Annotated in this window: 30 protein-coding genes; 22 read left to right on the forward strand and 8 right to left on the reverse strand. The window is 66.2% G+C overall.

All coding sequences use genetic code 11. The annotated features are described in order from the left end of the window. Positions 1 to 155 precede the first annotated feature (155 nt). Positions 156 to 1034 (reverse strand): diaminopimelate epimerase, encoded by an 879-nt coding sequence (dapF, locus tag C7I84_RS14350; protein WP_106772893.1) that lies wholly within the window; start codon positions 1032 to 1034, stop codon positions 156 to 158. Positions 1035 to 1115: 81 nt separating this feature from the next. Then, positions 1116 to 1277, reverse strand: a complete 162-nt coding sequence (locus C7I84_RS14355; protein WP_106772894.1) for a DUF1328 family protein — start codon at positions 1275 to 1277, stop codon at positions 1116 to 1118. Between the two features lie 224 nt (positions 1278 to 1501). Between C7I84_RS14355 and C7I84_RS14360 the strand changes: the two genes are divergently transcribed. Both C7I84_RS14360 and zapE read left to right on the forward strand, forming a co-directional pair. Next, positions 1502 to 2050 carry a protease inhibitor Inh/omp19 family protein gene (locus C7I84_RS14360; RefSeq protein ID WP_106772895.1) on the forward strand — a complete coding sequence of 183 codons (549 nt, stop codon included), beginning with the start codon at positions 1502 to 1504 and terminating at the stop codon, positions 2048 to 2050. Between the two features lie 24 nt (positions 2051 to 2074). Next, positions 2075 to 3265 carry a cell division protein ZapE gene (gene zapE, locus C7I84_RS14365; protein ID WP_106772896.1) on the forward strand — a complete coding sequence of 397 codons (1191 nt, stop codon included), beginning with the start codon at positions 2075 to 2077 and terminating at the stop codon, positions 3263 to 3265. A 585-nt stretch (positions 3266 to 3850) separates the two neighbouring features. Here the strand turns inward: zapE and C7I84_RS14370 are convergent. Continuing rightward, positions 3851 to 4279, reverse strand: coding sequence for a GNAT family N-acetyltransferase (locus C7I84_RS14370; protein WP_106772897.1), 429 nt, complete (start codon positions 4277 to 4279; stop codon positions 3851 to 3853). A gap of 207 nt (positions 4280 to 4486) precedes the next feature. Between C7I84_RS14370 and mdh the strand changes: the two genes are divergently transcribed. The 17 genes from mdh to lpdA all read left to right on the forward strand — a co-directional run bounded on the left by mdh (position 4487) and on the right by lpdA (position 19145). Further along, the gene (gene mdh, locus C7I84_RS14375; protein ID WP_106772898.1) at positions 4487 to 5452 is read left to right on the forward strand and encodes a malate dehydrogenase; all 966 of its coding nucleotides are present in this window, start codon (positions 4487 to 4489) and stop codon (positions 5450 to 5452) included. A gap of 5 nt (positions 5453 to 5457) precedes the next feature. Then, positions 5458 to 6009 (forward strand): hypothetical protein, encoded by a 552-nt coding sequence (locus C7I84_RS14380; protein ID WP_106772899.1) that lies wholly within the window; start codon positions 5458 to 5460, stop codon positions 6007 to 6009. Then, on the forward strand, positions 6006 to 7199 hold the full coding sequence (sucC, locus tag C7I84_RS14385) for an ADP-forming succinate--CoA ligase subunit beta (protein ID WP_106772900.1): 1194 nt from the start codon (positions 6006 to 6008) through the stop codon (positions 7197 to 7199). Before C7I84_RS14380 ends, sucC begins: the two co-directional genes overlap by 4 nt. Before the next feature lie 289 nt (positions 7200 to 7488). Further along, on the forward strand, positions 7489 to 7860 hold the full coding sequence (locus C7I84_RS14390) for a cupin domain-containing protein (protein ID WP_106772901.1): 372 nt from the start codon (positions 7489 to 7491) through the stop codon (positions 7858 to 7860). Between the two features lie 63 nt (positions 7861 to 7923). Beyond that, positions 7924 to 8238 carry a hypothetical protein gene (locus C7I84_RS29700; protein ID WP_133170099.1) on the forward strand — a complete coding sequence of 105 codons (315 nt, stop codon included), beginning with the start codon at positions 7924 to 7926 and terminating at the stop codon, positions 8236 to 8238. Then, the gene (locus C7I84_RS14395) at positions 8162 to 8581 is read left to right on the forward strand and encodes a PIN domain-containing protein (RefSeq protein WP_165816079.1); all 420 of its coding nucleotides are present in this window, start codon (positions 8162 to 8164) and stop codon (positions 8579 to 8581) included. Before C7I84_RS29700 ends, C7I84_RS14395 begins: the two co-directional genes overlap by 77 nt. An 11-nt stretch (positions 8582 to 8592) precedes the next feature. Next, on the forward strand, positions 8593 to 8934 hold the full coding sequence (locus C7I84_RS14400; protein WP_106772903.1) for a hypothetical protein: 342 nt from the start codon (positions 8593 to 8595) through the stop codon (positions 8932 to 8934). A 23-nt stretch (positions 8935 to 8957) separates the two neighbouring features. Next, positions 8958 to 9872: a succinate--CoA ligase subunit alpha gene (gene sucD / locus C7I84_RS14405; protein ID WP_106772904.1), complete on the forward strand. Its 915-nt coding sequence runs from the start codon at positions 8958 to 8960 to the stop codon at positions 9870 to 9872. Between the two features lie 122 nt (positions 9873 to 9994). Further along, positions 9995 to 12985: a 2-oxoglutarate dehydrogenase E1 component gene (locus tag C7I84_RS14410; protein ID WP_106772905.1), complete on the forward strand. Its 2991-nt coding sequence runs from the start codon at positions 9995 to 9997 to the stop codon at positions 12983 to 12985. Between the two features lie 38 nt (positions 12986 to 13023). Further along, entirely contained in the window at positions 13024 to 14343 is a 1320-nt protein-coding gene (odhB, locus tag C7I84_RS14415; RefSeq protein ID WP_106772906.1) for a 2-oxoglutarate dehydrogenase complex dihydrolipoyllysine-residue succinyltransferase, read from the forward strand. 12 nt (positions 14344 to 14355) lie between these two features. Beyond that, positions 14356 to 14589, forward strand: a complete 234-nt coding sequence (locus C7I84_RS14420) for a hypothetical protein (protein ID WP_106772907.1) — start codon at positions 14356 to 14358, stop codon at positions 14587 to 14589. Further along, entirely contained in the window at positions 14590 to 15171 is a 582-nt protein-coding gene (locus C7I84_RS14425; RefSeq protein ID WP_106772908.1) for a hypothetical protein, read from the forward strand. Positions 15172 to 15184: 13 nt separating this feature from the next. Beyond that, a complete protein-coding gene (locus C7I84_RS14430) occupies positions 15185 to 15589 on the forward strand; it encodes an MAPEG family protein (protein WP_106772909.1) in 405 nt (134 codons plus the stop codon). A 105-nt stretch (positions 15590 to 15694) separates the two neighbouring features. After that, positions 15695 to 16123, forward strand: coding sequence for a VOC family protein (locus C7I84_RS14435; RefSeq protein ID WP_106772910.1), 429 nt, complete (start codon positions 15695 to 15697; stop codon positions 16121 to 16123). Between the two features lie 260 nt (positions 16124 to 16383). Next, a complete protein-coding gene (locus C7I84_RS14445; RefSeq protein WP_342587166.1) occupies positions 16384 to 16962 on the forward strand; it encodes a hypothetical protein in 579 nt (192 codons plus the stop codon). After that, positions 16959 to 17714, forward strand: coding sequence for an SDR family oxidoreductase (locus C7I84_RS14450; RefSeq protein WP_106772911.1), 756 nt, complete (start codon positions 16959 to 16961; stop codon positions 17712 to 17714). The genes C7I84_RS14445 and C7I84_RS14450 overlap by 4 nt, the downstream gene beginning before the upstream one ends. 24 nt (positions 17715 to 17738) lie before the next feature. After that, complete coding sequence (gene lpdA, locus C7I84_RS14455; RefSeq protein WP_106772912.1) at positions 17739 to 19145, forward strand: dihydrolipoyl dehydrogenase; 1407 nt, start codon at positions 17739 to 17741, stop codon at positions 19143 to 19145. A gap of 91 nt (positions 19146 to 19236) precedes the next feature. Here the strand turns inward: lpdA and C7I84_RS30360 are convergent, their stop codons facing one another. The 4 genes from C7I84_RS30360 to C7I84_RS14475 all read right to left on the reverse strand — a co-directional run bounded on the left by C7I84_RS30360 (position 19237) and on the right by C7I84_RS14475 (position 22303). Then, positions 19237 to 19761: a hypothetical protein gene (locus C7I84_RS30360; RefSeq protein WP_207771006.1), complete on the reverse strand. Its 525-nt coding sequence runs from the start codon at positions 19759 to 19761 to the stop codon at positions 19237 to 19239. A 178-nt stretch (positions 19762 to 19939) separates the two neighbouring features. Next, positions 19940 to 20137, reverse strand: a complete 198-nt coding sequence (locus C7I84_RS14465; RefSeq protein ID WP_106772913.1) for a hypothetical protein — start codon at positions 20135 to 20137, stop codon at positions 19940 to 19942. A gap of 79 nt (positions 20138 to 20216) precedes the next feature. Continuing rightward, positions 20217 to 21293 carry a TraB/GumN family protein gene (locus C7I84_RS14470; protein WP_106772914.1) on the reverse strand — a complete coding sequence of 359 codons (1077 nt, stop codon included), beginning with the start codon at positions 21291 to 21293 and terminating at the stop codon, positions 20217 to 20219. A gap of 71 nt (positions 21294 to 21364) precedes the next feature. Continuing rightward, on the reverse strand, positions 21365 to 22303 hold the full coding sequence (locus C7I84_RS14475; RefSeq protein WP_106772915.1) for a tyrosine recombinase XerC: 939 nt from the start codon (positions 22301 to 22303) through the stop codon (positions 21365 to 21367). 490 nt (positions 22304 to 22793) lie between these two features. Between C7I84_RS14475 and C7I84_RS14480 the strand changes: the two genes are divergently transcribed. From C7I84_RS14480 to trmD, 3 genes are all read left to right on the forward strand, one after another. Then, positions 22794 to 23624, forward strand: coding sequence for a hypothetical protein (locus C7I84_RS14480; protein ID WP_425351344.1), 831 nt, complete (start codon positions 22794 to 22796; stop codon positions 23622 to 23624). Positions 23625 to 23803: 179 nt separating this feature from the next. Next, on the forward strand, positions 23804 to 24400 hold the full coding sequence (rimM, locus tag C7I84_RS14485) for a ribosome maturation factor RimM (RefSeq protein WP_106772917.1): 597 nt from the start codon (positions 23804 to 23806) through the stop codon (positions 24398 to 24400). Continuing rightward, a complete protein-coding gene (gene trmD, locus C7I84_RS14490; RefSeq protein WP_106772918.1) occupies positions 24397 to 25101 on the forward strand; it encodes a tRNA (guanosine(37)-N1)-methyltransferase TrmD in 705 nt (234 codons plus the stop codon). Before rimM ends, trmD begins: the two co-directional genes overlap by 4 nt. On the opposite strand, the gene C7I84_RS14495 is transcribed toward trmD, so the two are convergent. Further along, entirely contained in the window at positions 25083 to 25835 is a 753-nt protein-coding gene (locus C7I84_RS14495) for a sulfite exporter TauE/SafE family protein (protein WP_106772919.1), read from the reverse strand. The two genes, trmD and C7I84_RS14495, sit on opposite strands and share 19 nt — an antisense overlap. Positions 25836 to 26100 lie beyond the last annotated feature (265 nt).

A 26100-nucleotide genomic window follows, 5' to 3' on the forward strand; every position in this document is an offset into this window, starting at 1 on the left:
ACCGGAAAATTCCGCCGCTTCGGGCCACCGAGGCCGAAGCAAACCAACACCCATACACCAAACGCCGGCAGCCAAAGTGTCAACCATGTGCCCGGTCCATAATGTCAAGCATCTGATCGGTTGCACAGGGGTGGGGGTACAAGTCGAGCACATCATCAGGCCGCGCTCTCCGTGTCGCGGGCCCAGGTGCCGGTGGCGGGATCGAAGCTGCCGGAAAACTCCCATTCGGCCGGGCCGGTCAGCACGACATGGTCGTCGCCGCGCCATTCCACCGAAAGCGGCCCGCCCGGCGCGATGATGGAAACCTGGCGTCCGGTCCTGCGGGTGCGCGCAGCCGCGACGGCGGCAGCGCAGGCGGCCGAACCGCAGGCCTTGGTCAGCCCGGCGCCGCGCTCCCAGGTGCGGATGGTGAGCTGGTCCGCCCCGGTGACCCCTGCGATGGTGATGTTGGCGCGCTCGGGAAAGACCGGGTGGTTTTCGAGCAGCGGGCCGAAGCGGTCGAGCTCGTAGGACCAGACGTCGCGATCGACCCAGAAGATGGCGTGCGGGTTGCCCATCGACACAACCGAGGGCGAATGCAGCACCGGCGCGTCGATAGGCCCGATCTGCAGCTCGATGGCACGGGTGTCGCGGAATTCCTCCGCCAGCGGAATCTCCCGCCAGCCGAATTTCGGCCTGCCCATGTCGACCGAAATGGTGCCGTCGGCATGCTCCTCGGCGTTGAGGATGCCCGCCACCGTCTCGAAGGTGAACATTTTTCGGCCGGTCTCGGCGGCGAGCGCCTGCACCACGCAGCGCATGCCGTTGCCGCAGGCCTGGGCCGACGAGCCGTCGGAGTTGAGGATGTCGACGAACCAGTCGGTGCCGGGCGTGCGCGCGTCGTGGATCGCCATGATCTGGTCGAATTTCGTCGCCGGATCGGCGTTGAGCGCCACCGCCGCGGTTGCCGTCACCCGGTCGGCGCGCGAACGCATGTCGGCAACGATGATCTCGTTGCCGAGCCCGTTCATCTTGGCGAAGGGTGCGCGCGCCATGGGTTCAAACGTCTCGTCTGCGGTTGGCGCCTATATGGCGGAAAGCCGTGCGAATTACCAGTGCGCCGGGGGTTCCCGCGCTCAGGCGATGGCGATGACGCCGAGGATGACCAGCAGGAACAGGATGAGCACGATGGCGATCAGGATGCGCGCGCCCGTCGCCGCCGCGCCGGCCAGCGTGTGGAAGCCGAGCAGGCTGGCCACCGCCGCGACCACCAGGAGAATGAGAATCCATTTGATCATGAAAGATGCCTCCGCTCGGGAGCATCAACGGACGGCGCCGAAGCTTTGTTCCCGCCGCGGTCCCGCCCCTCGCCCGCGGCGGCGGCATTGCGACATTATTGCAACGAATCCTCTCGGAAACCGTATGTTAATCACGACCGGTTGAAATTCCGCCCAATTATCGCTTCAGCAATGGCGGCTTCTGTGATCGGGTGATGCGGTCGAGATTCCGCAGGAGGTCGGGAATGACTTTTTCAAGGACAGGCGTCCTGTTGGCGGCGTTTGCGGCGCTGGCGCTGAGCGGATGCCAGAGCTCGCGCCTATCATCGCCCGTCGATACCCGGCCCGAGCCGCTGCCGGCCGCGCCGTCCGGCTCCGTCACCTCCGGCTCGCTGCCGCCGCCCTCGGCCCCAACCAATCCGGCGCAGTTCCCGACGGCGCCGACGACGACACCGCCCGCCCAGACGGCGGCCGCCACCCCGGCCGCTCCCGCCGCGCCGCCCGCCAACGCGCCCGACCTGACGCCGTCCACCGTCGGCGGCGTCTGGAACGTCGCCGTCTCCGGCCAGAGCTGCAAGATCGCCACATCGCAGACGAAGTTCGGCTCCGGCTTCCGCGCCGGGCCGCTGCGCTGCCCTGCCCCGGTCGACGGGGTGAAGTCGTGGAACGTCGCCGGCAAGCAGCTGTCGCTCTACGACGAGAACGGCGGCGTCATGGCCAGGCTCTATTCCTCGGGCAGCGAAAAATTCGACGGCCAGACCGAAAGCGGCGTGCCGATCTCGCTCAGCCGCTGATCCAGAATACCCCAGGACCACACCATGCACCTGCGCGACGGCATCCAGGCGCATGTCACGGTGCGGCAGCGCTACGACCATCTGGTCGACACCGGCGCGGTGACGCGCGATCCGGCACAGGAGCGCATCGTCAAGGCGCTCGACCGCCTGCTCGACGCGCTCGGCGCCAGGCGGCTCGCCCGCAAGTCGAGCGCGCTCGGCTGGCTGTTCGCCAGGAAGCCGGAAGCCTCCGGCGTCAAGGGGCTCTACATCCATGGCGGCGTCGGCCGCGGCAAGACCATGCTGATGGACCTGTTCTTCGCGCTGGTGCCGATGCGCCGCAAGCGCCGGGTGCATTTCAACGACTTCATGGCCGAGGTGCACGACCGCATCCAAAAACACCGGCAAGCGCGCAAGGAAGGCAAGGTCCGCGAATACGATCCGATCCCGCCGGTGGCGCGCGCGATCGCCGACGAGACCCAGCTTCTGTGCTTCGACGAGTTCACCGTCACCGACATCGCCGACGCCATGGTGCTGTCGCGGCTGTTCTCGGCCCTGTTTTCCAACGGCGTCGTGCTGGTCGCCACCTCCAACGTCGCCCCGGACGACCTCTACCGCGACGGCCTGAACCGTGCGCTGTTCCTGCCCTTCATCGACATCCTGAAGCGGCATGCCGACGTGGCGAGCCTTGATTCCGACACCGACTACCGCATGGAAAAGCTCAACCGCATGCCCGTCTACGTCACCCCGCTCGGGCCTGAGGCGGACCGCCTGATGGACGAGGCATGGGAGGCGATGACGCATGGCCGGCGCGCCGCGCCCGACAGCATCGCGCTCAAGGGCCGCGAGATCCCCGTGCCGGCGGCGAGTGGCGAGGCCGCCCGCTTCAGCTTCGCCGATCTCTGCGAAAATCCGCTGGGCGCCCGCGACTACCTCGCCATCGCCGCGCGCTATTCCACCATCTTCATCGACCGCATCCCGGTGCTCGACCCCACCCTGCGCAACCCGACCAAGCGCTTGATTCTGCTGATCGACACGCTGTACGACCGGCGCATCCGCCTGGTCCTCAGCGCCGCCGCCTCGCCCGACGAGCTCTATGCCGGCCGTCCGGGCGTGACCGAAGCCTTCGAGTTCGACCGCACGGCCTCGCGCCTGATCGAGATGCAGAGCAGGGACTGGCTGCGGGACTGGGCGGAGCGGCACACCGGCGCGGGACTGCAGGCGGCGGCGAGCTGACGCAAGCGCCGGGGACAGTTTACTTTTTTCGGCCCGCGCGGCATCTGAACCGCCGCGGCCTTTCTGCCGAAAGAAAGTAAACTGTCCCCTCCAGCCCGGCTCCCTAACTCGGGTAGCAATACGTGTCGACCTTCACTGTCGCCCTCGACAAACTCAGGGCGACACCCCTCCCGCGACCGACGGCTATCGCATTCCACCCCGCAATGGGCGGGCGGCCCCATTCCGAAGTGGCAGGTTCTTCATCGGCTTTGGCTTTCACCACCTCCGAGGCCTGGATTCCCGACACTCTCCGCTCGCTATCGCTCGCTCACGAGGTCGGGAATGACGACAGTTATGGTCTGCTTCAGCCAATCGCCGACGTTGACGACCGGCGGAAGGACGCTGACGATTATCGCAGGCATCAATCGATGTCGTCATTCCCGACCTCGTGAGCGAGCGGAGAGTGTCGGGAATCCAGGCCTCGGAGGTGGCGAAGCCAAAGCCGATGAAGAAAACCTATTCGGCGGCGCCGCAAAGCCAGTTTCGAGCTGCGTCGAGGGAGCCGACAAGTATTTCCAATCCGAGTCGTTACCTTCGAACAACCCGTCAAAGCTCGTAGACATACATCACAAAATCCTGCGCCGGCTCTGCCGTCTCGGGCCGCGTCTCATAGAACCGCCGCGCCGGAACATTGTCCGGCTCGGTCCCGACCCACGCCTCCTCGCAGCCGAGCGAGCGGCCGATGGCGAAAAGCTCGTCGAGCATCCGGCGGGCGATGCCCTGCCGCTGCCGGGCCGGCGCGACGCCGACCTCGTCGACATAAAGCTCGGTCGGCTTGTCGGGGTGGCGATGCACGACGCCCGCCGCCTGGCCGACGATGACGCCGTCGTCGAGCGCCACGATCATGATGTGCCCGGGCCCGGCGAGATAGGCCGACAGCCGGCCGGGCCTCACCGGCGCGTCGAAAACGTCGGCGGCGATCCGCTCGAACAGCGCCTCGTCGCCAGGATGCACCTGCCTGATCTCGACCGGCATGACCGCTCCTCCGCCGCGCGGTGGTTATAGTTTTGACGTTTACGTAAATACCAATCAATCTAACCGATTGAAAGTATTGGGCTCAAAATAATCGGTTGAATATTACAGCGGTCGGGTCTATGGCATCGCGACGTTCGGGCTTTTCTCCGGGCCCGTCAGCTTCTACCGCGTTTTCCGCGACGTTTCAAAGACAGGGGTTCGTTCCGAATGGCACGCAGCAAGATCGCTCTCATCGGGTCCGGCATGATCGGCGGCACGCTCGCCCATCTGATCGGCCTCAAGGAACTCGGCGACGTGGTGTTGTTCGACATCGCCGAGGGCATTCCGCAGGGCAAGGGCCTCGACATCGCCCAGTCCTCCACCGTCGAGGGTTTCGACGCAAGCTATGTCGGCATCAACGACTATGTCGGCATCGAGGGCGCCGACGTCTGCATCGTCACCGCCGGCGTGCCGCGCAAGCCCGGCATGAGCCGCGACGACCTGCTCGGCATCAATCTCAAGGTCATGGAGCAGGTGGGCGCCGGCATCCGCAAATATGCCCCGAACGCCTTCGTCATCTGCATCACCAACCCGCTCGACGCCATGGTGTGGGCGCTGCAGAAGTTTTCCGGCCTGCCCAAGAGCCAGGTCGTCGGCATGGCCGGCGTGCTGGATTCGGCGCGCTTTCGCTACTTCCTCTCGGAAGAATTCAAGGTGTCGGTCGAGGACGTCGGCGCCATGACGCTGGGCGGCCATGGCGACGACATGGTGCCGATGGTGCGCTACTCCACCGTCGCTGGCATCCCGCTGCCCGACCTGGTCAAGATGGGCTGGACCAGCCAGGAGAAGCTGGACGCCATCGTCGAGCGCACCCGCAAGGGCGGCGGCGAGATCGTCGGCCTCTTGAAGACCGGCTCGGCCTATTACGCCCCGGCGGCCTCGGCGATCGCCATGGCCGAGAGCTACCTCAAGGACAAGAAGCGCGTGCTGCCCTGCGCGGCCTATCTCAGCGGCCAGTACGGCGTGAAGGACATGTATGTCGGCGTGCCGGTGGTGATCGGCGCCGGCGGCGTCGAGCGCATCATCGAGCTCGACTTCAACAAGGCCGAGCAGGCCATGTTCGAAAAGTCGGTCGCCGCCGTGAAGGGGCTATGCGAGGCCTGCGAAGGCATCGCGCCGAGCTTGAAGTCTTAGGCAACATGCGCTTCTCCAAGGTCTTTCCAGTTGCGTTTGCAGTGTTCGCTTTAGCGAGCGGGTACGCATTTGCAGGAAAGGGCCAGGAGGATTGTAAGTCGTATAATAAATGGGAAGAAGGCCGGATAGCGACTGGCTCCGCTCAATACAGAAGCGGCGAAAAGCTCGTTGATTCCGGGAATGTTTCCAAGGATTTTCGGTCCCTACTCGTACGCATTACAGAGATCGATCCTGTTTACCGCAGCTTTCGGGTAGGCGATGTCAAAGTGAAAGTTTCCTTTTCGCTGCGCCCCAACGACGAACTCCCGGTAGAGATGGAAGTCGCTGGTCATGTAGAAGGTGCGACCTTCCAATTCGCCGACTCCTCAAAGCCAGCCCGTGAAGCAGGCCACGTTATTGTTTGCGGCAACCAGGACAAAGGCTTCACGATTGCCATCGACGAGAAGTTGATACAGCACCGCCCCTTTTTGACGAAAATCGCGACACAGTTCCTGAAGTCCGACAAGATTGTCGTGGCTGGCACAAAAATCTGGCCGAGAGAGGATTCTCAGCAATGAACATCCACGAATACCAGGGCAAGCAGCTTCTAAAGGGTTTTGGCCTGCCGGTCGCCGAGGGCGTGGCGATCCTCAAGGCCGGCGAGGCGGCGGCGGCCGCGAAGTCGCTGCCTGGCCCGCTCTATGTGGTGAAGAGCCAGATCCATGCCGGCGGCCGCGGCAAGGGCAAGTTCAAGGAGCTGTCGCCGGACGCCAAGGGCGGCGTGCGGCTGGCGAAGTCGGTCGACGACGTGGTCGCCAACGTCAACGAGATGCTCGGCAACACGCTGGTGACCAAGCAGACCGGCCCGGCCGGCAAGCAGGTGAACCGCCTCTACATCGAGGACGGCGCCGACATCGACCGCGAGCTCTATCTGTCGCTGCTGGTCGACCGCTCGGTCGGCCGCATCGCCTTCGTCGTCTCGACCGAGGGCGGCATGGACATCGAGGCCGTCGCCCACGACACCCCGGAAAAGATCATCACCGTGGCCGTCGATCCCGAAAAGGGCGTGACCGCCGAGGATGTGAAGGCGCTCAACGCCGCGCTGAAACTCGACGGCGACGCGGCGAAGGACGGCGAGATGGTGTTTCCGACGCTCTACAAGGCCTTCGTCGACAAGGACATGAGCCTGCTCGAGGTCAACCCGCTGATCGTCATGAAGAACGGCCGGCTGCGGCTGCTCGACGCGAAAGTCTCGTTCGACAACAACGCGCTGTTCCGCCACCCCGACGTGGTCGAGCTGCGCGACACCACCGAGGAGGACGAGAAGGAGATCGAGGCCTCCAAATACGACCTCGCCTATGTCGCCCTCGACGGCAATATCGGCTGCATGGTGAACGGCGCCGGCCTGGCGATGGCCACCATGGACATCATCAAACTCTACGGCGCCGAGCCCGCCAACTTCCTCGACGTCGGCGGCGGCGCGTCGAAGGAGAAGGTGACGGCTGCCTTCAAGATCATCACCGCCGACCCGGCCGTGAAAGGCATCCTGGTCAACATCTTCGGCGGCATCATGAAGTGCGACATCATCGCCGAGGGCGTGATCGCGGCGGTGAAGGAAGTCGGGCTCAAGGTGCCGCTGGTGGTACGCCTGGAAGGCACCAATGTCGAACTCGGCAAGAAGATCATCAACGAGAGCGGGCTGAACGTGATTTCCGCCGACGATCTGGATGATGCGGCGCAGAAGATCGTGAAGGCGGTGAAGGGGTAGGCGGTGACGGTTGAGCCGAGCACCATCAGCCTCGCTGTTGGGCTGTTCCTGATGGGATGCCTCGGCTTCGCAGTGCGATATCTCATGCGTCGAGCGCAAACGGCGGTTGCTGGCAAGCTGACGAGTAGAAATGCGTGGAATTCAGACCCCAAACCAAGCGCTGGCGAGGCTGCTGGACGGGCTTGGTTGGTCTGGGCATTTACCAACGTTTGGACGGCTATCGGCATGGGTGGATTTGTAGGCGCCGCTGTAGCGTTGCTAATAGCTGCCGTCGGAAAGGTCTGAGGCCATGCCGCCCCGCAAGATAAACCTCGTCGAAGCAGCGGACCGGAAGATCGAAAAGGTCTTCGATCCGCACATCGCCGGCGACATTAACGACAGCCAGGCCAAGGTCGCAAAATTCGGCAAGAGTTTCGACTGGCACGCGCATGAACATGAAGACGAGGCGTTCCTGGTGCTGCGCGGAAAGATCGCCATCGATTTCCGCGACGGGCCGGTCGAGCTCGGCGAGGGCGACTTCATCGTGGTGCCGCGCGGCGTCGAGCACCGCCCGCGCTCGCTGACCGAGGAGCCGGTCGTGCTGATGTTCGAGCCGGCGACGACGCTGAACACCGGAAATGCCAAGAGTGACCTGACGGTCACCGAGTTGAAGAGACTGTAGCAGAGATGGACATTTTACACATAATCACACATATACTCCCTGTGTGATTATGTGGAGGCGACCATGAAGAATGTGACGTTGGCAATCGATGAGACGCTTCTGGAGCAGGCGCGATCCCTGGCGGAGAAGCGCAAGACCACGCTCAACGCGATGGTGCGTTCGCTGTTGGAACATGAAGTCGAGCAAGCCGATCGGATTGCCTGGGCACGCGAGGGCATGCGGCAGTTGATCGAGGAAGCAAAGGCCGCTGCGGCTAAAGATACTGGCGGCGAACCCTATGTCTGGAATCGAATGGACGCCTATGAAGAACGAGAAAACCGCATACTTTCTCGACTCGAACGTCCTGATTTACGCGGCTTCAATGAGGGCGAATCGTGATCCACGACGCTCTCCTGTTGCAGAAACCCTCGTCCTGGGTTCGCTCTTTGCCACGTCCGGCCAGATCATGGCCGAGTTTACGTCGGTATGCCGTCGTAAATCTCTGCTCACCGATGATGCGCTCGACCGCTGGCTTGTTTTCCTTGGGACATGCCCGTCGGTCCCGGTCGATGAAATTTACGTGCGTGCCGGCCTCGACTTCGCTCGCCGCTATCGGATCAATTACTACGACGCAGCGCTGCTTGCCGCCGCCGAGCGGCTTGGCGCGCCGATTTTCTACACCGAAGACCTCAACCACAACCAGGTTTACGGCTCCGTGCGTGCCGTCAATCCATTTGTCTGAGGCACGGTGTCATGTCGGATGAATCCGTGATTCCGCTGGTGATGACATTATCGATCCTGCTGCCTGTTATTGTATTGCTCGCGATCGCGCTTTCGCCGCGGTTGCGCTATCACGGCCAGCTAGCATCAATTTTGGCGTTCGCGGCATTGGCGTTCAATGTCCTATCGTGGATCAACGGCCTGTCATCGACTTGTCGGATCAATGAGAGCGAATGCATCGGCGCTACGGCGGCCGCATTTCTCTTCGTCGTGCCCGCCCTTTTGATCGCATTTTGGTCCACGGGCCTGATCTTGCGTCATCACAGCTTTCGACAATCCGCGAAGCCGAACCAACAAGTCGCAACCGATATCTGACGTTCTTGGAGACCTCATTCCCAATGTCCATCCTCATCGACAAGAACACGAAGATCCTCGTGCAGGGCCTGACCGGCAACACCGGCACGTTCCATACCGAGCAGGCGCTGGCCTATCACGGCACAAAAATGGTCGGCGGCATCAATCCCAAGAAGGGCGGGACCTTCTGGGACGGCAGCGTGTCGCTGCCGATCTTCGCCACCGTCGCCGAAGGCAAGGAGAAGACCGGCGCCAACGCCTCGGTCGTCTACGTGCCACCTGCGGGCGCGGCGGCGGCAATCATCGAGGCGATCGAGGCGGAGATCCCGCTGATCGTCTGCATCACCGAGGGCATCCCGGTGCTCGACATGGTCCAGGTCAAGGCAAAGCTCGACAAGTCGAAGTCGCGCCTGATCGGGCCGAACTGCCCGGGCATCGTCACCCCGGACGAGTGCAAGATCGGCATCATGCCCGGCAACATCTTCCGCAAGGGTTCTGTGGGCGTTGTCTCGCGCTCGGGAACGCTTACCTATGAAGCGGTGTTCCAGACGACGAACGAAGGGCTCGGCCAGTCGACCGCGGTCGGCATCGGCGGCGACCCGGTGAAAGGCACGGAATTCATCGACATCCTCGAGATGTTCCTGGCCGACGACGAGACCAGGTCGATCATCATGATCGGCGAGATCGGCGGCTCGGCGGAAGAGGACGCGGCGCAGTTCATCAGGGACGAGGCGAAGAAGGGCCGAAGCAAGCCGATGGCGGGCTTCATCGCCGGCCGCACCGCCCCTCCCGGCCGCACCATGGGCCATGCCGGCGCGGTGATATCCGGCGGCAAAGGCGGCGCGGAAGACAAGATCGCGGCGATGGAGGCGGCGGGCATCCGCGTGTCTCCCTCGCCGGCCCGCCTCGGCACGACGCTGGTCGAGGCGATTACGGGTGAGAGAGCGAATAGCGAATAGGGAGTAGCGAATAGGGAAGAAAGCGAAGCGGGCGGGACACCATTTTTCCCTATTCGCTATTCGCTATTCGCTACTCCCTATTCGCTCTTGAAAGGAGACGGAGCCGGCGCTCCGGGACATGCATGGCACGCAACGATACGGCCAACGACCAGTTTTCCCTCACCTCGTTCCTCTATGGCGGCAATGCCGACTATATCGAGCAGCTGCAGGCCGCCTATGAGGACGATCCGCAGTCGGTAGCGCCGGAATGGCGGGATTTCTTCGGCGCGCTGAAGGACGACTCCGGCGACGTCAGGAAGAACGCGCAGGGCGCCTCCTGGTCCAAGCCCGGCTGGCCGATCGTCGCCAATGGCGAGCTGGTCTCGGCGCTCGACGGCGACTGGCCGGCGCTGGAGAAGCGGGTCGAGAAGAAGGTCAAGGACAAGGCTGCCGCCGACGGCCCGATCATGACGGACGCCGAGGTGCTCGGCGCCACCCGCGATTCCGTGCGCGCCATCATGATGATCCGCGCCTACCGCATGCGCGGCCATTTGCACGCCAATCTCGATCCGCTCGGCATCGCCAAGCCGATCGAGGACTATAACGAGCTGTCGCCCACCACCTACGGCTTCACCGAGGCCGACTACGACCGGCCGATCTTCATCGACAACGTGCTGGGGCTGGAATACGCCACCATCCGGCAGATGCTGGAGATCCTCAACCGCACCTACTGCTCGACGCTCGGCGTCGAGTTCATGCACATCTCCGACCCCGTCGAGAAGGCCTGGATCCAGGAGCGCATCGAGGGCCCGGACAAGGGCATCGCCTTCACGCCGGAAGGCAAGATGGCGATCCTGCAGAAGCTGATCGAGGCGGAAGGCTTCGAGCAGTTCATCGACGTCAAGTACAAGGGCACCAAGCGCTTCGGCCTCGACGGCGGCGAGTCGCTGATCCCGGCGCTGGAGCAGATCGTCAAGCGCGGCGGCCAGCTCGGCCTCAAGGAGATCGTGCTCGGCATGGCCCATCGCGGCCGTCTCAACGTGCTGTCGCAGGTGATGGCCAAGCCCCACCGGGCGATCTTCCACGAGTTCAAGGGCGGCTCGGCCGCCCCCGACGACGTCGAAGGCTCGGGCGACGTGAAGTACCACCTCGGCGCCTCCTCCGACCGCGAGTTCGACGGCAACAAGGTGCACCTGTCGCTGACGGCCAACCCCTCGCATCTGGAGATCGTCGACCCGGTCGTCATGGGCAAGGCGCGCGCCAAGCAGGACCAGCTCTACGGCCGCGCCCGCGAGGAGATCGTGCCGCTGGAGGAACGCGCCAAGGTGATGCCGCTCCTGCTGCATGGCGACGCCGCCTTCGCCGGCCAGGGCGTGGTCGCCGAGTGCCTCGGCCTCTCCGGCCTCAAGGGCCATCGCGTCGCCGGCACGCTGCACGTCATCATCAACAACCAGATCGGCTTCACCACCAATCCGCGCTTCTCGCGCTCCTCGCCCTATCCGTCCGACGTCGCCAAGATGATCGAGGCGCCGATCTTCCACGTCAACGGCGACGATCCCGAGGCGGTGGTCTACGCCGCCAAGATCGCCACCGAGTTCCGGATGAAGTTCCACAAGCCGGTGGTGGTCGACATGTTCTGCTACCGCCGCTTCGGCCACAACGAGGGCGACGAGCCGGCCTTCACCCAGCCGCTCATGTACCGCAAGATCCGCACCCAGAAGACGACGGTGCAGATCTACGCCGACAAGCTGATCGGCGAAGGCCTGCTCGGCCAGGCCGATTTCGAGCGGATGCGGGCCGACTGGCGCGCCAGGCTGGAGACCGAGTTCGAGGCCGGCCAGGCCTACCGGCCCAACAAGGCCGACTGGCTGGACGGCGTGTGGTCCGGCCTGCGCAAGGCCGACAACCAGGACGAGCAGCGCCGCGGCAAGACCGCCGTGCCGCTGAAGACGCTGAAGGAGATCGGCCGCAAGCTCACCGACACGCCGAAGGATTTCGAGGTGCATCGCACCATCGGCCGCTTCCTCGAGGCGCGCCGCAAGATGATCGATTCCGGCGAGGGGCTCGACTGGTCGACCGCCGAGGCGCTCGCCTTCGGCGCCATCCTGCTCGACGGCAACCCGGTGCGCCTGTCCGGCCAGGATTCGGAGCGCGGCACCTTCTCGCAGCGCCATTCGGTGCTTTACGACCAGCGCGACGAGACCCGCTACATCCCGCTGAACAACCTCTCGCCGGCGCAGGCCGGCTACGAGGTCATCAACTCGATGCTGTCGGAAGAGGCCGTGCTCGGCTTCGAATACGGCTACAGCCTGGCCGAGCCGCGGGCGCTGACGCTGTGGGAGGCGCAGTTCGGCGACTTCGCCAACGGCGCCCAGGTGGTGTTCGACCAGTTCATCTCGTCGGGCGAGCGCAAATGGCTCAGGATGTCCGGCCTGGTCTGCCTCTTGCCGCACGGCTACGAGGGCCAGGGGCCGGAGCATTCCTCGGCCCGCCTGGAACGTTTCCTGCAGCTCTGCGCCGAGGACAACATGCAGGTCGCCAACGTCACCACGCCGGCGAACTATTTCCACATCCTGCGCCGCCAGCTCAAGCGCGACTTCCGCAAGCCGCTGGTGCTGATGACGCCGAAGTCGCTGCTGCGCCACAAGCGCGCCGTGTCCAGCCTGTCGGAGATGTCGGGCGAGAGCACGTTCCACCGCCTGCTGTGGGACGACGCGCAGGCGATCGGCGGCGCCGAAGGCGTCAAGCTGGTCAAGGATTCGAAGATCCGCCGCGTCGTCATGTGCTCCGGCAAGGTCTATTACGATCTTTACGAGGAGCGCGAGAAGCGCGGTGTCAACGATGTCTACCTGCTGCGCCTCGAGCAGCTCTACCCGTTCCCGGCCAAGGCGCTGATCAACGAGCTGTCGCGCTTCCGCGGCGCCGAGATGGTTTGGTGCCAGGAGGAGCCCAAGAACATGGGCGCATGGTCCTTCATCGACCCCTATCTGGAATGGGTGCTCGCCCATATCGACGCCAAGCACCAGCGTGTGCGCTACACGGGCCGGCCCGCCGCCGCCTCGCCGGCGACCGGCATGATGTCGAAGCATCTGGAGCAGCTCCAGGCATTCCTCGACGACGCCCTCGGCGAATAATTTCTGACACCAAAGGTCCCAGAAGGGCAGGAAGCAAGATGGCCAGCGAAATCCGCGTCCCCACCCTCGGCGAATCCGTCACCGAGGCCACCATCGGCAAGTGGTTCAAGAAGGTCGGCGACGCAATCGCCGTCGACGAGCCGCTGCTGGAGCTGGAGACCGACAAGGTGACCGTCGAGGTGCCGGCGCCCGCCGCCGGCACGCTGTCGGAGATCGCCGTCAAGGAAGGCGAGACCGTCGGCGTCGGCGCCCTGCTCGGCTCGATCGGCGACGGCGCCGCAGCACCCGCCAAGGCCGAAGGAGCGAAGCCCGCGGAAGCGCCGAAGTCCGCCGAGGCCAAGCCGGAAGCGGTGGCCCAGGCCGCCGGCGCGTCCGGCGCCTCCACCACGAAGGACGCGGCCGCAAAGACCGCCGACACCGCCGGCGACGCCGGCCCGGTGACCGAGCGCAAGATGCCTCCCGCCCCGTCCGCCGCAAAACTGCTGGCGGAAGCCAACATCGCCGTCGATCAGGTGCAGGGCTCCGGCAAGCGCGGCCAGGTGCTGAAGGGCGACGTGCTGGAGGCGATCGCCCGGGGTGCCCCGTCGCAGCCGGTGGAGACGCCGAAGGCGCCGCCCGCGCCGGCCGCGGCCCGCGCCCCCTCGCCGGCCGAGGACGAGACGCGCGAAGAACGCGTGCGCATGACGAAACTGCGCCAGACCATCGCGCGCCGGCTGAAGGAGGCGCAGACCAGCGCCGCCATGCTCACCACCTTCAACGAGGTGGACATGAAGGCGGTGATGGACCTGCGCGCCAAATACAAGGACGTGTTCGAGAAGAAGCACGGCGTGAAGCTCGGCTTCATGGGCTTCTTCACCAAGGCCGTCACCCACGCGCTGAAGGAGATCCCGGCCGTCAACGCCGAGATCGACGGCACCGACATCATCTACAAGAATTTCGCCCATATCGGCGTCGCCGTCGGCACCGAAAAGGGTCTCGTCGTCCCTGTGGTGCGCAATGCCGACGCCATGTCGATCGCCGAGATCGAGAAGGAGATCGGCCGGCTCGGCCTCGCCGCGCGCGACGGAAAGCTGTCGGTCGCCGACATGCAGGGCGGCACCTTCACCATCTCCAATGGCGGCGTCTACGGTTCGCTGATGTCGACGCCGATCCTCAACGCCCCGCAGTCCGGCATCTTGGGCATGCACAAGATCCAGGAGCGGCCGGTGGTGGTCGGGGGCCAGATCGTCATCCGTCCGATGATGTACCTGGCGCTCAGCTACGACCACCGCATCGTCGACGGCAAGGAAGCCGTGACCTTCCTGGTGCGGGTCAAGGAGAGCCTGGAGGACCCGGAAAGGCTCGTGCTGGATTTGTAACGGACCGCCGAAATGGTTGACGGCCAGCTCGAGACCGCAATCCGCCTGATGCGCCGCTACGCGCTTTGGATCGGTCTGGGGGGCTTGGTGCTCTATGGCGCGGGGATGGCGTGGATCTACTCGGGGATCGGTACGCCTGTGGAAGCGTTTCCGCTTCTGTGGCTCGGCCATGTGGGGGTCGTGGCTGCCGGCGTGCTGGTCGTCCTGTCTTTGGTTGCCCGACGGCTACAACGGTTGCAGCGGTAGATGGTCGAGATCGTTGAACCCATAGATCTCTTCTTGTTGCTGAAAACAGGTCAGTCAGGGCCGATGGAGCTCGGCGTCATGAATCGCGACGCCGTGCGCGCGCTGGTCGAGCCGGAGGATATTCGGGCGGACAACCATTTCCGGCACGCCGATCCGGCGTCCCCTTGGTGCATCTACGGGATCAATTGCGAGTTCTTTTTCAGCCCGGATTTTCGGCTAAGGCATATCAAACTGCTTCCAGGCCGTTCTTTCTTCGGGTTCGGTGGTGAGATCGTGCGGTGGACGGGCAAGCTTGCGCTGGACGCTGGCAGGCATCCAGTGAATTTCGGGGGAGCCTCACCTCTCGAACTGCACGCTTTGCCGGATGCTCTGGCATTCCTCCACAAGGCTGAATTAAGCGGCCCCGTCGGCGCGGGACTGGATCGGACGATTACCATCGAATTGATTGACGAGCCTCGGCGGCTCACGCTTGGCTACGAGGTGGCTGTCCTTCCTGTCGAGGGCACGAAGCATGTTGCGCATGAAATAGATTATTTCCTCAGCGCCGTGTGGATGGTGGACGAGAGTCTCCCGGGCGAGTGAAAGGAAGGCAGGAATGGAAGCCGCAGCAGCCTCCACCGAAATCACCGTCCTCGCCTGGAGCGTCGTCCTGCTGATCGTGCAGGTGATCGCACAGGCGCTCGCCACCTACGATCTCGGCCCGAAATATCTCGCCGGCCCGCGCGACGAGGGCCGCGTCTCGAAGAGCGTGATCGCCGGCCGGCTCGCCCGGGCATTGCGCAACCTGCTCGAAACCTACCCGGCCTTCGTCGCTCTGGCGCTGGCGCTGGTGGTCACCGGCAAGTCCGGCGGGCTGGGTGCTGCCGGCGCCTGGATTTGGCTCGCCGCGCGCGTCGTCTATCTCCCGCTCTATGCCGCGGGCGTGCCCGTCCTGCGCACCGTCGCGTGGAACGTCTCGATCCTCGGCCTCGTGCTGATGCTCGTCCGCCTGGTCGCATGAGCAACGTCTTTCCCGCTGGACTGGCGCGCCTCGCAAGCTGTGCCTTCCGTTTCGTGCCGCGTCCGCTACAGTTGGCGGGCCTGGACCACACGATGAAAGGGGCACATGGCTTTCGAACCGGACATCCCGCCCATTCAGGTGCATCTGTGCGTGAAGCGCGGGCAGGAGGCGATCGCCTGGTACGAGAAGGCGTTCGGGGCGGTCGAGACCTTCGAGCAGATCGCCGAGGACGGCGAGCGGGTGCTGCATGCCAACCTGTCCATGTTCGGCTCGGAGGTGATGCTGCACGACGAGTTCCCGGAGTTCTCGCCGGACGTCTTTTCGCCGGAAACGCGCGGCGGCGCCGGGCTGACGATCAGCATCAACCTGCGCTCGCCGATCGACGTCGACCGCGCCGTGCGCCGGGCCGCCTCGGCCGGAGCGGAGATCACCATGCCGGTGGCCGACCAGTTCTGGGGCGCCCGCTACGGCAAGATCCGCGACCCGTTCGGCCATGTCTGGGCCTTCAACGCGCCGCTGGCGAAGGCGGGATGAGAGGCGGCCGCAAGTTGGCCAAGATGCGGTCATGGCTTGATCGGATCGGCTCTTCGTCCCACCCCCCTCTGTCCTGCCGGACATCTCCCCCGCAAGGGGGGGCGATAGATGGGTTCTGCCGCCTTGTACCCCCACCCCTAACCCCTCCCCACAAGGGGGAGGGGGACTTCGCGGCAGCCATGCCACGCAAAGCCGTCGACGATTGGCGCCTGGCGGAGACGAAAGCCGGTCCCCCTCCCCCTTGTGGGGAGGGGTTAGGGGTGGGGGTAAACTCATATGCGATTGCCCTCCCCCCTTGTGGGGGAGATGTCCGGCAGGACAGAGGGGGGCAACGTAAGGCGCGACCCTTCGCGCATCTTGCGTTCCTCCTGAGAGCGGCACTCGCCGCCCTCCTCCCCTCCCCCGCCTTCGCCGCCTGCCCGGTCGAGCTCGCCACCTATCGCGACATCGACGGCGTCGCCGAGCTCGAATTCCGCCCCACCGGCCAGAGCGCCGCCGTCACCAACAGCTTCCGCCTGATCGTCGGCGAGACGGTCATGGACGGCATGGTGATGTGGAGCGCCGAGGTGGCGCGGCCGAACGGCATCGTCGGCCGCGACTGCCCGGTGGGCGACGCCACCGGCGAGGAGCTTGAAGCCTGCACGCTGTGGCAGGGCGTCATCTATACCGTCGACAAGCAGGGGGCGGTCGGGCTGCTGCCGGCCGAAGGCACGCCGGCGCCGCCGACGCTGATCCTGTCCGACCTCGCCCATGCGCTGCGCCTGTCGCCCGCCTTTGGCGAAAACGGCTTCGACAGGCTCCCCCAGGATGTCTTCACCATGAGCGGCTGCCAGGAATGAGCAAGGCGGGCAAGGTACTGCTGGTCACCGGCGGCGGCCGCGGCATCGGCGCCGCCACCTGCCTGCTCGCGGCAAAGCGGGGCTACCGCGTCGCCGTCAACTACGTCTCCGACACCGCCTCCGCCGACGCCGTCGTCGACACGATCCGCCGAGGCGGCGGCGACGCGATTGCCGTCAAGGGCGACATCGGAAGCGAGGCCGACGTGCTCTCCATGTTCGAGACGGTCGACCGGGAGCTCGGCCGCATCGACGCGCTGGTCAACAATGCCGGCGTCGTCGACCGCAAGGCGCGCGTCGACGCCGTCAGCCTCGCACGGCTGGAGCGCATGATGCGCATCAACGTCATAGGCCCGATCCTGTGCGCCCGCGAGGCGGTCAGGCGCATGTCGACAAGGCACGGCGGCAAGGGCGGCGCCATCGTCAACGTGTCGTCCATCGCCGCCGTCATCGGCGGAGCGGGCGAATATGTCGACTATGCCGCCACCAAGGGCGCGATCGATTCCTTCACCCTCGGCCTGGCGCGCGAGGTGGCGGAGGAAGGCATCCGCGTCAACGCGGTCAGGCCCGGCATCGTCGGCACGGACATTCATGCCTCCGGCGGACAGCCCGACCGGGTCGCCGCCATGCGCGGGCTGGTGCCGGTGAAGCGCGAGGGCAATCCCGAGGAAATCGCCGACGCGATCCTCTGGCTTTTGTCGGACGGCGCGTCCTATACGACGGGCGCGATTCTCAACGTGAGCGGCGGGCGCTGACCGCCCAGACGGAAGGACAGGTTCATGGCTTATGACGTCGTTGTCATCGGAAGCGGCCCGGGGGGCTATGTCTGCGCCATCAAGGCGGCGCAGCTCGGCCTCAAGGTGGCGGTGGTGGAGAAGCGCGCCACCTATGGCGGCACCTGCCTCAACATCGGCTGCATCCCCTCCAAGGCGCTGCTGCACGCGTCGGAGATGTTCGCCGAGGCCGGCCACGGCCTGGAGGCGCTCGGCGTCGAAGTCGGCAAGCCCAGGCTCAACCTCAAGAAGATGATGGAGCACAAGGACGCCACCGTCGCCTCCAACGTCAACGGCGTCGCCTTCCTGTTCAAGAAGAACAAGATCGACGGCATCCAGGGCACCGGCCGCATCGTCTCGGCCGGAAAAGTCTCGGTCGCGCTGGAAGGCGGCGGCACGCAGGAGTTGGAGACAAAGGCGATCGTGATCGCCACCGGCTCCGACGTCGCCGGCATCCCCGGCGTCGAGGTCGACATCGACGAGAAGGTGATCGTCTCCTCCACCGGCGCGCTGTCGCTGGAGAAGCCGCCGGCGCACCTCATCGTCGTCGGCGGCGGCGTCATCGGCCTTGAGCTCGGCTCCGTCTGGGGCCGCCTCGGCTCGAAAGTCACCGTCGTCGAATATCTGGACACGGTGCTCGGCGGCATGGACGGCGAGGTGGCGAAACAGTTCGGCCGTATGCTGGCCAAGCAGGGTTTCGACATCCGCCTGGGCTCCAAGGTCACGGGCGTGGAGAAGATCAAGAAGGGCGCGAAAGTGACCTTCGAGCCGGTCAAGGGCGGCGACGCAGAGACCATCGAGGCCGACGTGGTGCTGGTCGCCACCGGCCGCCGTCCCTATACCGACGGCCTCGGCCTCGCCGAGGCCGGCGTGGAGCTGGACGAGCGCGGCCGCGTCAAGACCGACCAGCACCTGCGGACCAACGTGCCCGGCATCTATGCCATCGGCGACGCCATCGCCGGGCCGATGCTCGCCCACAAGGCCGAGGACGAGGGCGTCGCGGTTGCCGAGACCATCGCCGGCCAGAAGGGCCATGTGAACTACGACGTCATTCCGAGCGTGGTCTATACCAGCCCCGAGGTCGCCTCGGTCGGCAGGACCGAGGAGGAGCTAAAGAAGGCCGGCATCGACTACAAGGTCGGAAAGTTCCCGTTCACCGCCAACGGCCGCGCCCGCGCCATGCTGCACACCGACGGCTTCGTGAAGATCCTGGCCGACAAGGCGACGGACCGGGTGCTCGGTGGACACATCGTCGGCTTCGGCGCCGGCGAGATGATCCACGAGATCGCCGTGCTGATGGAGTTCGGCGGCTCCTCCGAGGATCTGGCCCGCACCTGCCATGCGCATCCGACCATGTCGGAAGCGGTAAAGGAGGCCGCGCTGGCGACTTTCTTCAAGCCGATCCACATGTGACCGGCGCCAGCCTCTGTCCGGAAGGATATTCAGACGCACTTGAGCGGCCCGCCGAAGCGGGCCGCTTGTCGTTCAGCCTTGAGCGTCGCCCTTACTGCGCCGGAGCCGGGGCAGGTTCGGCCGGTGCCGGGGCGGCGGGAGCCGTCGCATCCGGTGCCGGAGCCGTGCTGTCGGCGGGCGGCGTGGCCGGAGCGGTCTCGCTCGGAGCCGGCGTCGCGGGCGCGGCCGGGGCCGTCGCATCGGGAGCCGGGGTCGCGGGAGCCGCAGCGTCCGGAGCCGGAGCCGCGGCGTCAGGAGCCGGGGCGGGCGCCGTTGCGTCGGGCGCCGGCGTTGCCGGTTCGGTCGTCGTCGTTGCCGGCTGATCGGCCGTTCCCGGCGTGTTCTCCGCGCCAGGCGCGAAGATGAAATAGGCGATCACCGCCAGAACCAGCACGACGACCGCGATCAGGACGCCGCTGCCGCGCGAGCGCTCGGCGACGACGGTGCGGTTGTCGACATGCGGATCGTGCCCGTTCGTCGGGGTCAGACGCTCACCCATCGGGTCGGCCCCGAGCGGGGGAACCGGGTTGATGGGGTCATCGCGCCGGGGATCCGGCACGCGCTGAGGGTTGGCCATGGCTGGTCCTCCATCGGTTGCGATGACGACACAACGCACGACCGGCGATTCGGTTTCACGTGGAGTTGAACGTTTCTCCCGCAACGAAAAAAGGGAACGCCGCGCTGGGCGCGGCGTTCCCTGGATCGTCCGGATTTTCAAGCCGCCGGCAGGTCCTGCGCGACGGCGAATGTTGCGGCTATTCGACGGTCTTTTCGACCTGCGGCTTTTCAGCGGCCGCCTCTTGGGTGACGACCGGCTTGGACTGCGGAACGGCGACGCTCGCCACCGTCGTCTTGTCGAGCTCGGTTGCCTTCACGGATTTCTGGTATTCGCATGCCTGGGCTCCGGAAACGGCGAGGCCGAGGCCGGCGGCAATCAGGAGAAGCTTGGTCATCCATGCTGTCCTTCTGGTTGGCGACCCGGACAGGCTAACAAAGCCGGCCGTATCAGCCAAATCACGCTTTGCGTGAACGTCAGCCCCGGTCGGCGCGCGACACCGTGTAGCCGGCCTTGCGCAGCAGCGCCACCAGCCCCTCCGGCCCGGGCAGATGCAGGGCGCCGACCGCGATGAAGGCATTGCCGGCGTCGAGGATCGGCACGGCATGCTCGGCCATGGTCCGGTTGCGCGCCGTGATCATGGTCTCCTCGAAGGCCGCATAACCCGATGCCTCGCCCCCGCCGCCATCCGGCAGGACGGCGTTGAACAGCGGCCAGAACATGCCCGTGTCGCCGCGCGTATAGAGCACGATCATCGTCTCGATGACGTCGTCGACGCGGTCGCCGAGCTTCAGCGTGTCGACCAGCCCCTGGATGTGGAACTGCATCGGCAGCGACGCCATCGCCTCAAGCTGGTCGACGGCCGTCTCCAGCCCCTCCAGCGTCTTGCCCGCGGCCGCCGCCTCATGGCCGAGCTTGATGTCGAGCACCGGCGCCCCGCCGGCCTTGCGCTGCAGCTCGCAGGCCGGCAGCGCGATCATCGCCGAGATGATCCACGGCTTCATCTTGGCGACGCTGTAGGGCGGGATACCGCGCGCCTCCAGCGCCTTGTTGACGCCGTCCACCTCGCCCGGCGGGATCAGCGAGGCGAGCGTGGTGTCGTCGGTGAACATCATCAGCTCCGGCCGCTCCACCATGATCGCCGCCATCTTCGACTGGTCGAGCACGTCCGTCGTCTCGATGACGACCGTGCCCGACGCGTCATAGGCCGTCTGCGCGGCCGGCGGCAGCGCCGTCACGCGCGGATCGGTGACGTGCATGGTGCCGAAGAGATAGGAGGCAGGACCGCCGTCCTTCTCGATCTTCCAGAGCAGGCCCTCGCCGTTCTCGGTCCTGCCCGCCTCGGCCTCGATGCGCGCCAGCGCCGCCGGATCGCTGGTCTTCAGCTCCGCCAGCATGTCCTTGCCGGAGCATGTGACCTCTTCGGCCCGCGCGCGCTCCGTCGCCAGCGCGACCATCAGCGCGAAGGACAGGAAGAACAGCAGGTTGGCCGCGACCAGCAGTTTCACCAGCGGCAGGGCGCCGCGGTCGGCAAGGGCAATCACACGTTTCATGGCCGGAAAGCTACCGGGCAAAAGCGGCAAAACCGTTAAGTCCGATGCGAAACTTGCAGCGTTCGATGTGTTCAGGCGCGCGGATGCGCCGCCTGGTAGATTTCCAGCAGCCGCGCCGTGTCGACGCCGGTATAGACCTGCGTGGTCGACAGGCTGGCATGGCCGAGCAGTTCCTGGATGACACGCAGGTCGCCGCCGCGCCCGAGCAGGTGCGTGGCGAAGGAATGGCGCAGCGCGTGCGGCGTCGCCGTATCCGGCAGGTTGAGCGCGCCGCGCATCTTGCGCATCGCCCGCTGCACGATCGCCGGATTGAGCGGCCCGCCGCGGGCGCCGCGGAACAGCGGTCCCTGCGCATCGAGATGGTAGGGGCAGAGCCGCCGGTATTCCGCGACCGCCTGCACGGCCACCGGCAGCACCGGCACCAGGCGGGTCTTGCCGCCCTTGCCGGTGACCCTGAGAACGCTGTCGCCAGGCGGGGCCAGCGCGCCCGCCGGCAGGCCGAGCGCCTCCGATATGCGCAGCCCCGAGCCGTAGAGCAAAGTGAGCACGGCGGCGTCGCGCGCCGCCACCCACGGCTCTTCCGCCAGTTGCTCGTCCTCCGAGACGACGCGCCGCGCATCCGCCGCCGTCAGCGGTTTCGGCAGCGACTTCGGCTGCCTCGGCGCCCGCAGCGCCGCCGCGCCCGCGGCATTGACCAGCCCCCTGCGCTCGAGGAAGCGCAGCAGCGAACGCACCCCCGCCAGCCCGCGTCCCAGAGTACGCGCGCCGGCGCCGTCCTTGCGCCGCGCGGCGAGGAAGGCGCGCAGGTCCGCCGGCCGCAGATCGGCGATGTCGGCAATGCCCGGCGCGCCGCCGCGATGGCCGGTCAGGAACTGCAGGAACTGCCTGGTGTCGCGCTCATAAGCCTCGACCGTCAGCGCCGACAGCCGCCGCTCCCTGGCCAGCATCTTCAGCCAGCTTTCGCGCGCCGCCTGCAGGTCTGGCTTTGCGGCGATGAGGAATTCCTGCATGGGCCTCGCTCCGGCTTGTCTCCCGATGCTTGCCGTGTCCCGGTTAGCAAGACGTGAATGCCGCGCGATCGAAAAGCCCGGACTGGGCAGGTGTGCCGGCTCGTTCGATGTCGTCCTTCGGTCAAGACGCAACTTCGCCACCGTTACGGCATGGATCCTAGGGTCTCCGCCTTCGCTGCGCTGCGGCTCCGTCCTAGGATGACGAAGCAGGGGGCGTGCCTGAGCCAATCGCCAACGTCAGCGATTAGCGACAACCCCATCGCCTTCGTCATCCTAGGGCGGAGCAGGCCGAAGGCCGTCGCGGAGACCCTAGGATCCATGCCGTAGAGGTTGTGAGGCGCTCCGGCGATGGAGAACGGCAGGAAGACCCGCTCGACGGCAGCATCGCCTCACGGAGGGCGGCGTTGTCAGCGTCTGTCAGGATCGTTTCCCTTATTTTATCCCCGCCCTCCCGACCCGAGCGATCATGTCGCCACCTTGTGGAAAGGAGGTGACGTTGGACTGGGATGCGGCAATCGAGAAGAATCGCGAAGCGCTGAAGCGCATCCTCGCCATGCTCGTCGCCATGGCCGGCCTGGAACTCGAGGAACTCAGGGGACAGTTTACTTTCTTTCGGCAGAAGGGCACAGCCGCTTCAAGGTTGTCGCGGGCCGAAAAAAGTAAACTGTCCCCGGCACTTACGCCGGCACTTGACCCCTCGCTCACCCTTCCCCGCCGTCTCCACCGCGCCATACTCCGGCTCCTGCGCCCGGCCGAAGCGGCGGTGCGGCGCCTCATCGTCGTGGCGGCACGTGGGCTGGTGGTCGCATTGCCGCCGCCCCGGCAGAAACCGAAGCCGAAATTCCGGCCCGGGGCCGGCCCCGTCCGCATGCCGGCGCGGCCGAAAATCCGCGCCCGTCGCGCGACCCTGCCGCTGCTCGATCCGCTAAAACCCTGGAACCGCCGCCCGCGGCGGGCGCCCAGGGGCGTGCCGCGCATCTCCTGTCCCGGCTACAGCGAGCCGTTCCGCATCCCCGCCTGGTCGCCCAACGATCCCATCGATGCGACGCGGCTGGACGCGCGGCTGTGGGCGCTGGCTGCGGCGCTTGACGATCTTCCTGGCCAGGCAAGGCGCTTCGCCCGCTGGCGGGCACGCCGCGACGCAGCGATCGCGCGCGAGCGAGAATCCGGCGGTCTGCGCCGGTTTGGCCGCTTCTCGCCGCTGAAGCCCGGCCGGCCGCCCGGCTGGCGGCGAAAAAAGCCCGTTCACGAGGTGCACGAGGTCCTCGACGTCGTGCACGGGCTTGCCCAGTGGGCGCTGGAGCCGCCCGACACGTCGTGATTGCGCCCCCGCCGGACTCAACAAGCGAAAAAATCAGCAACCCCTCGGATTTTTCCGCAGCGGGGCGACGATGGCTGTCGCAACGCTTATCGTTGCGAATCTGTTGGCGAAGCCGGCCAAACCTGCTTAGAGCATCGGCTTCGAAACCCGGGACGACAAACGTGAAAAACCCCGTCCAGATGGCCGTCATCGGCGCCCCGCACGGCATACGCGGCGAGGTGCGGGTGAAAACCTTCACCGGCGATCCGCTGGCGCTCGGCGACTATGGGCCGCTGCAGGCCGCCGACGGCCACCGCTTCGAGGTGCTCGACATCCGCCCGGCGGGAACCGTGGTCGTGGTGCGCTTCAAGAGCGTCGGCGACCGCAACGCCGCCGAGGCGCTGAACGGCACGGAGCTCTTCGTCGACCGCTCGGCGCTTCCCGACGACACCGAGGAAGGCGAGTTCTACCACGCCGACCTGGTCGGGCTCGCCGTGCGCGACGAGACCGGCGAGCCGGTCGGCAAGGTGGTCGCCGTGCAGAATTTCGGCGGCGGCGACATTCTGGAGATCGTCCATGGCGGGACGAAGGGCGTGCTGATCCCGTTCACCGAGGCGGCCGTGCCGGAGGTCGACGTCGCCGCCGGCTTCGTCCGCATCGACAGCATCGCCGCCGGGCTGGTGGAGGAGGAGGACGACGCGCGGCCGCCGGCCGATGAGAAGCGGGACCATGGCAAGCGCGGCTTCGATGCGAGCCGGCGTCCGCGCGGGCCGAAGGACGCCGGAGGCAACCGGTGAGCTTTTCCGCCACCGTGCTGACGCTCTATCCGGAGATGTTTCCGGGCCCCCTCGGCCTGTCGCTCGCCGGCCGCGGCCTGGGCGAAGGCGCGTGGTCGCTGGAGACGGTGCAGATCCGCGACTTCGCGCTCGACAGGCATCGCAGCGTCGACGACACGCCGGCCGGCGGCGGCGCCGGCATGGTGATGCGCGCCGACGTCCTGGCGCGCGCCGTCGACCATGCCTCGCCGCAAGGCGATCCGCGCCCGCGCCTGCTGATGAGCCCGCGCGGAAAGCCGCTGACCCAGGCGCGCGTGCGCGCGCTGGCCGCCGGCCCCGGCGCCGTCATCCTGTGCGGCCGCTTCGAGGGCGTCGACCAGCGCCTCATCGACCTGCGCGGACTGGAGGAGGTGTCGGTCGGCGACTTCATCCTGTCGGGCGGCGAGCCGGCGGCGATCGTCCTGCTCGACGCCGTCGTGCGCCTGCTGCCCGGCGTCATGGGCAATGCGCAGTCCGGCGACGAGGAGAGTTTCGAGAACGGCCTGCTGGAGCACCCGCATTATACGCGCCCGCAGGAATTCGAGGGCAGGCCCATCCCTGAAGTGCTCACCTCGGGCAATCACGCGAAGATCGCTGCCTGGCGGCGGGCGCAGGCGGAAAAGCTTACGAAGGAGCGGCGGCCCGATCTGATGGCGAAGCCCCCTCATCCCGTCCAGAAATAATACCCAGCGAGAAACAGGCCGACGGCGATGACCAGGCCGCGCATCACCGTCTGCGGCACACGCTTGGCCGTCCACACGCCGGCATAGCCGCCGAGCGCTACCGCCGGCACCATCACCAGCGCCTGCGGCCACGCCACCACGCCGCCGGAGACGAACACGACGATGGCGACCGCCGCGATCACGATCGACAGCATGTTCTTCAGCGCGTTCAGCCGGTGGTAATCGCCGGACTGGGTGAGGCCCAGCGTGGCGAGCATCATCACGCCCATGCCGGCGCCGAAGAAGCCGCCATAGACGGCAGTCAGGAACTGCACCAGCGAGCCGAGCGCCGAGCCGACCGCCGCCTCCTGACCCGGCTTCGGCTTGGGCTTCAGCCACGGACCGGCGGCGAACAGCGCGGTGGCGGCGATCAGCAGCCACGGCACCATGGCGCGGAACGACGGGTTGGAGAGCGACAGCAGGATCAGCGACCCGGCCAGCGCCCCCGCCGCCGAGATGGCGCAAAGCAGCAGCGCGCCGCGCCAGAACCGCTTGATGTCGCTCCAATAGGCCAGCGTCGAGGTGATGTAGCCGGGGAACTGGGTGATCGACGAGGTCGCGTTGGCCGCGATCGGCGGCAGCCCGGCGAGCGACAGCGCGCCGAAGGTGAGGAAGGTGCCGCCGCCGGCGATGGCGTTGACCACGCCCGACAGGAAGCCGGCGGTGGCGAGAAGCAGGATGTCGGCTGGGTCCATGTCCGGCGGCGGTCCTTGAAGCGGCGATCCGAAAGGCTGTAAAGGCGGGGATGGCCGTTCGCAAGCAATGGGGCGGGAACGAGCGACCCGAGAGCCGGGCCGAATTTCGCATACCGGGCGTGACAAGCCGGCGATTTTGGTGTATCGCCGCGCACGCAACCGGAAGGATGACCGACCGGGCCGTCATAAGGACGGTGAATTCGCCCCTGCTTCTCCTTTCGAGGATCGGCATAGCCGCGCGGCAAGATGTGCTGCAAGGCGAGCG

Source organism: Kumtagia ephedrae (assembly GCF_003012745.1).
Lineage (GTDB): Bacteria > Pseudomonadota > Alphaproteobacteria > Rhizobiales > Rhizobiaceae > Kumtagia > Kumtagia ephedrae.

Bases quoted from the DNA above. Each gene is read 5' to 3' on its own strand.
- C7I84_RS14450 (WP_106772911.1), top strand. From the start codon at position 16,959: ATGAGCAAGGCGGGCAAGGTACTGCTGGTCACCGGCGGCGGCCGCGGC.
- rimM (WP_106772917.1), top strand. From the start codon at position 23,804: ATGGCCGTCATCGGCGCCCCGCACGGCATACGCGGCGAGGTGCGGGTG.
- odhB (WP_106772906.1), top strand. From the start codon at position 13,024: ATGGCCAGCGAAATCCGCGTCCCCACCCTCGGCGAATCCGTCACCGAG.
- C7I84_RS14410 (WP_106772905.1), top strand. From the start codon at position 9,995: ATGGCACGCAACGATACGGCCAACGACCAGTTTTCCCTCACCTCGTTC.
- C7I84_RS30360 (WP_207771006.1), bottom strand. From the start codon at position 19,761: ATGGCCAACCCTCAGCGCGTGCCGGATCCCCGGCGCGATGACCCCATC.
- zapE (WP_106772896.1), top strand. From the start codon at position 2,075: ATGCACCTGCGCGACGGCATCCAGGCGCATGTCACGGTGCGGCAGCGC.
- C7I84_RS14380 (WP_106772899.1), top strand. From the start codon at position 5,458: ATGCGCTTCTCCAAGGTCTTTCCAGTTGCGTTTGCAGTGTTCGCTTTA.
- C7I84_RS14465 (WP_106772913.1), bottom strand. From the start codon at position 20,137: ATGACCAAGCTTCTCCTGATTGCCGCCGGCCTCGGCCTCGCCGTTTCC.
- C7I84_RS14430 (WP_106772909.1), top strand. From the start codon at position 15,185: ATGGAAGCCGCAGCAGCCTCCACCGAAATCACCGTCCTCGCCTGGAGC.
- mdh (WP_106772898.1), top strand. From the start codon at position 4,487: ATGGCACGCAGCAAGATCGCTCTCATCGGGTCCGGCATGATCGGCGGC.
- C7I84_RS14355 (WP_106772894.1), bottom strand. From the start codon at position 1,277: ATGATCAAATGGATTCTCATTCTCCTGGTGGTCGCGGCGGTGGCCAGC.
- sucD (WP_106772904.1), top strand. From the start codon at position 8,958: ATGTCCATCCTCATCGACAAGAACACGAAGATCCTCGTGCAGGGCCTG.
- C7I84_RS14435 (WP_106772910.1), top strand. From the start codon at position 15,695: ATGGCTTTCGAACCGGACATCCCGCCCATTCAGGTGCATCTGTGCGTG.
- C7I84_RS14360 (WP_106772895.1), top strand. From the start codon at position 1,502: ATGACTTTTTCAAGGACAGGCGTCCTGTTGGCGGCGTTTGCGGCGCTG.
- C7I84_RS14370 (WP_106772897.1), bottom strand. From the start codon at position 4,279: ATGCCGGTCGAGATCAGGCAGGTGCATCCTGGCGACGAGGCGCTGTTC.
- C7I84_RS14395 (WP_165816079.1), top strand. From the start codon at position 8,162: ATGAAGAACGAGAAAACCGCATACTTTCTCGACTCGAACGTCCTGATT.
- C7I84_RS14470 (WP_106772914.1), bottom strand. From the start codon at position 21,293: ATGAAACGTGTGATTGCCCTTGCCGACCGCGGCGCCCTGCCGCTGGTG.
- C7I84_RS14425 (WP_106772908.1), top strand. From the start codon at position 14,590: ATGGTCGAGATCGTTGAACCCATAGATCTCTTCTTGTTGCTGAAAACA.
- C7I84_RS29700 (WP_133170099.1), top strand. From the start codon at position 7,924: ATGAAGAATGTGACGTTGGCAATCGATGAGACGCTTCTGGAGCAGGCG.
- C7I84_RS14400 (WP_106772903.1), top strand. From the start codon at position 8,593: ATGTCGGATGAATCCGTGATTCCGCTGGTGATGACATTATCGATCCTG.
- C7I84_RS14420 (WP_106772907.1), top strand. From the start codon at position 14,356: ATGGTTGACGGCCAGCTCGAGACCGCAATCCGCCTGATGCGCCGCTAC.
- C7I84_RS14390 (WP_106772901.1), top strand. From the start codon at position 7,489: ATGCCGCCCCGCAAGATAAACCTCGTCGAAGCAGCGGACCGGAAGATC.
- dapF (WP_106772893.1), bottom strand. From the start codon at position 1,034: ATGGCGCGCGCACCCTTCGCCAAGATGAACGGGCTCGGCAACGAGATC.
- C7I84_RS14495 (WP_106772919.1), bottom strand. From the start codon at position 25,835: ATGGACCCAGCCGACATCCTGCTTCTCGCCACCGCCGGCTTCCTGTCG.
- C7I84_RS14475 (WP_106772915.1), bottom strand. From the start codon at position 22,303: ATGCAGGAATTCCTCATCGCCGCAAAGCCAGACCTGCAGGCGGCGCGC.
- lpdA (WP_106772912.1), top strand. From the start codon at position 17,739: ATGGCTTATGACGTCGTTGTCATCGGAAGCGGCCCGGGGGGCTATGTC.
- sucC (WP_106772900.1), top strand. From the start codon at position 6,006: ATGAACATCCACGAATACCAGGGCAAGCAGCTTCTAAAGGGTTTTGGC.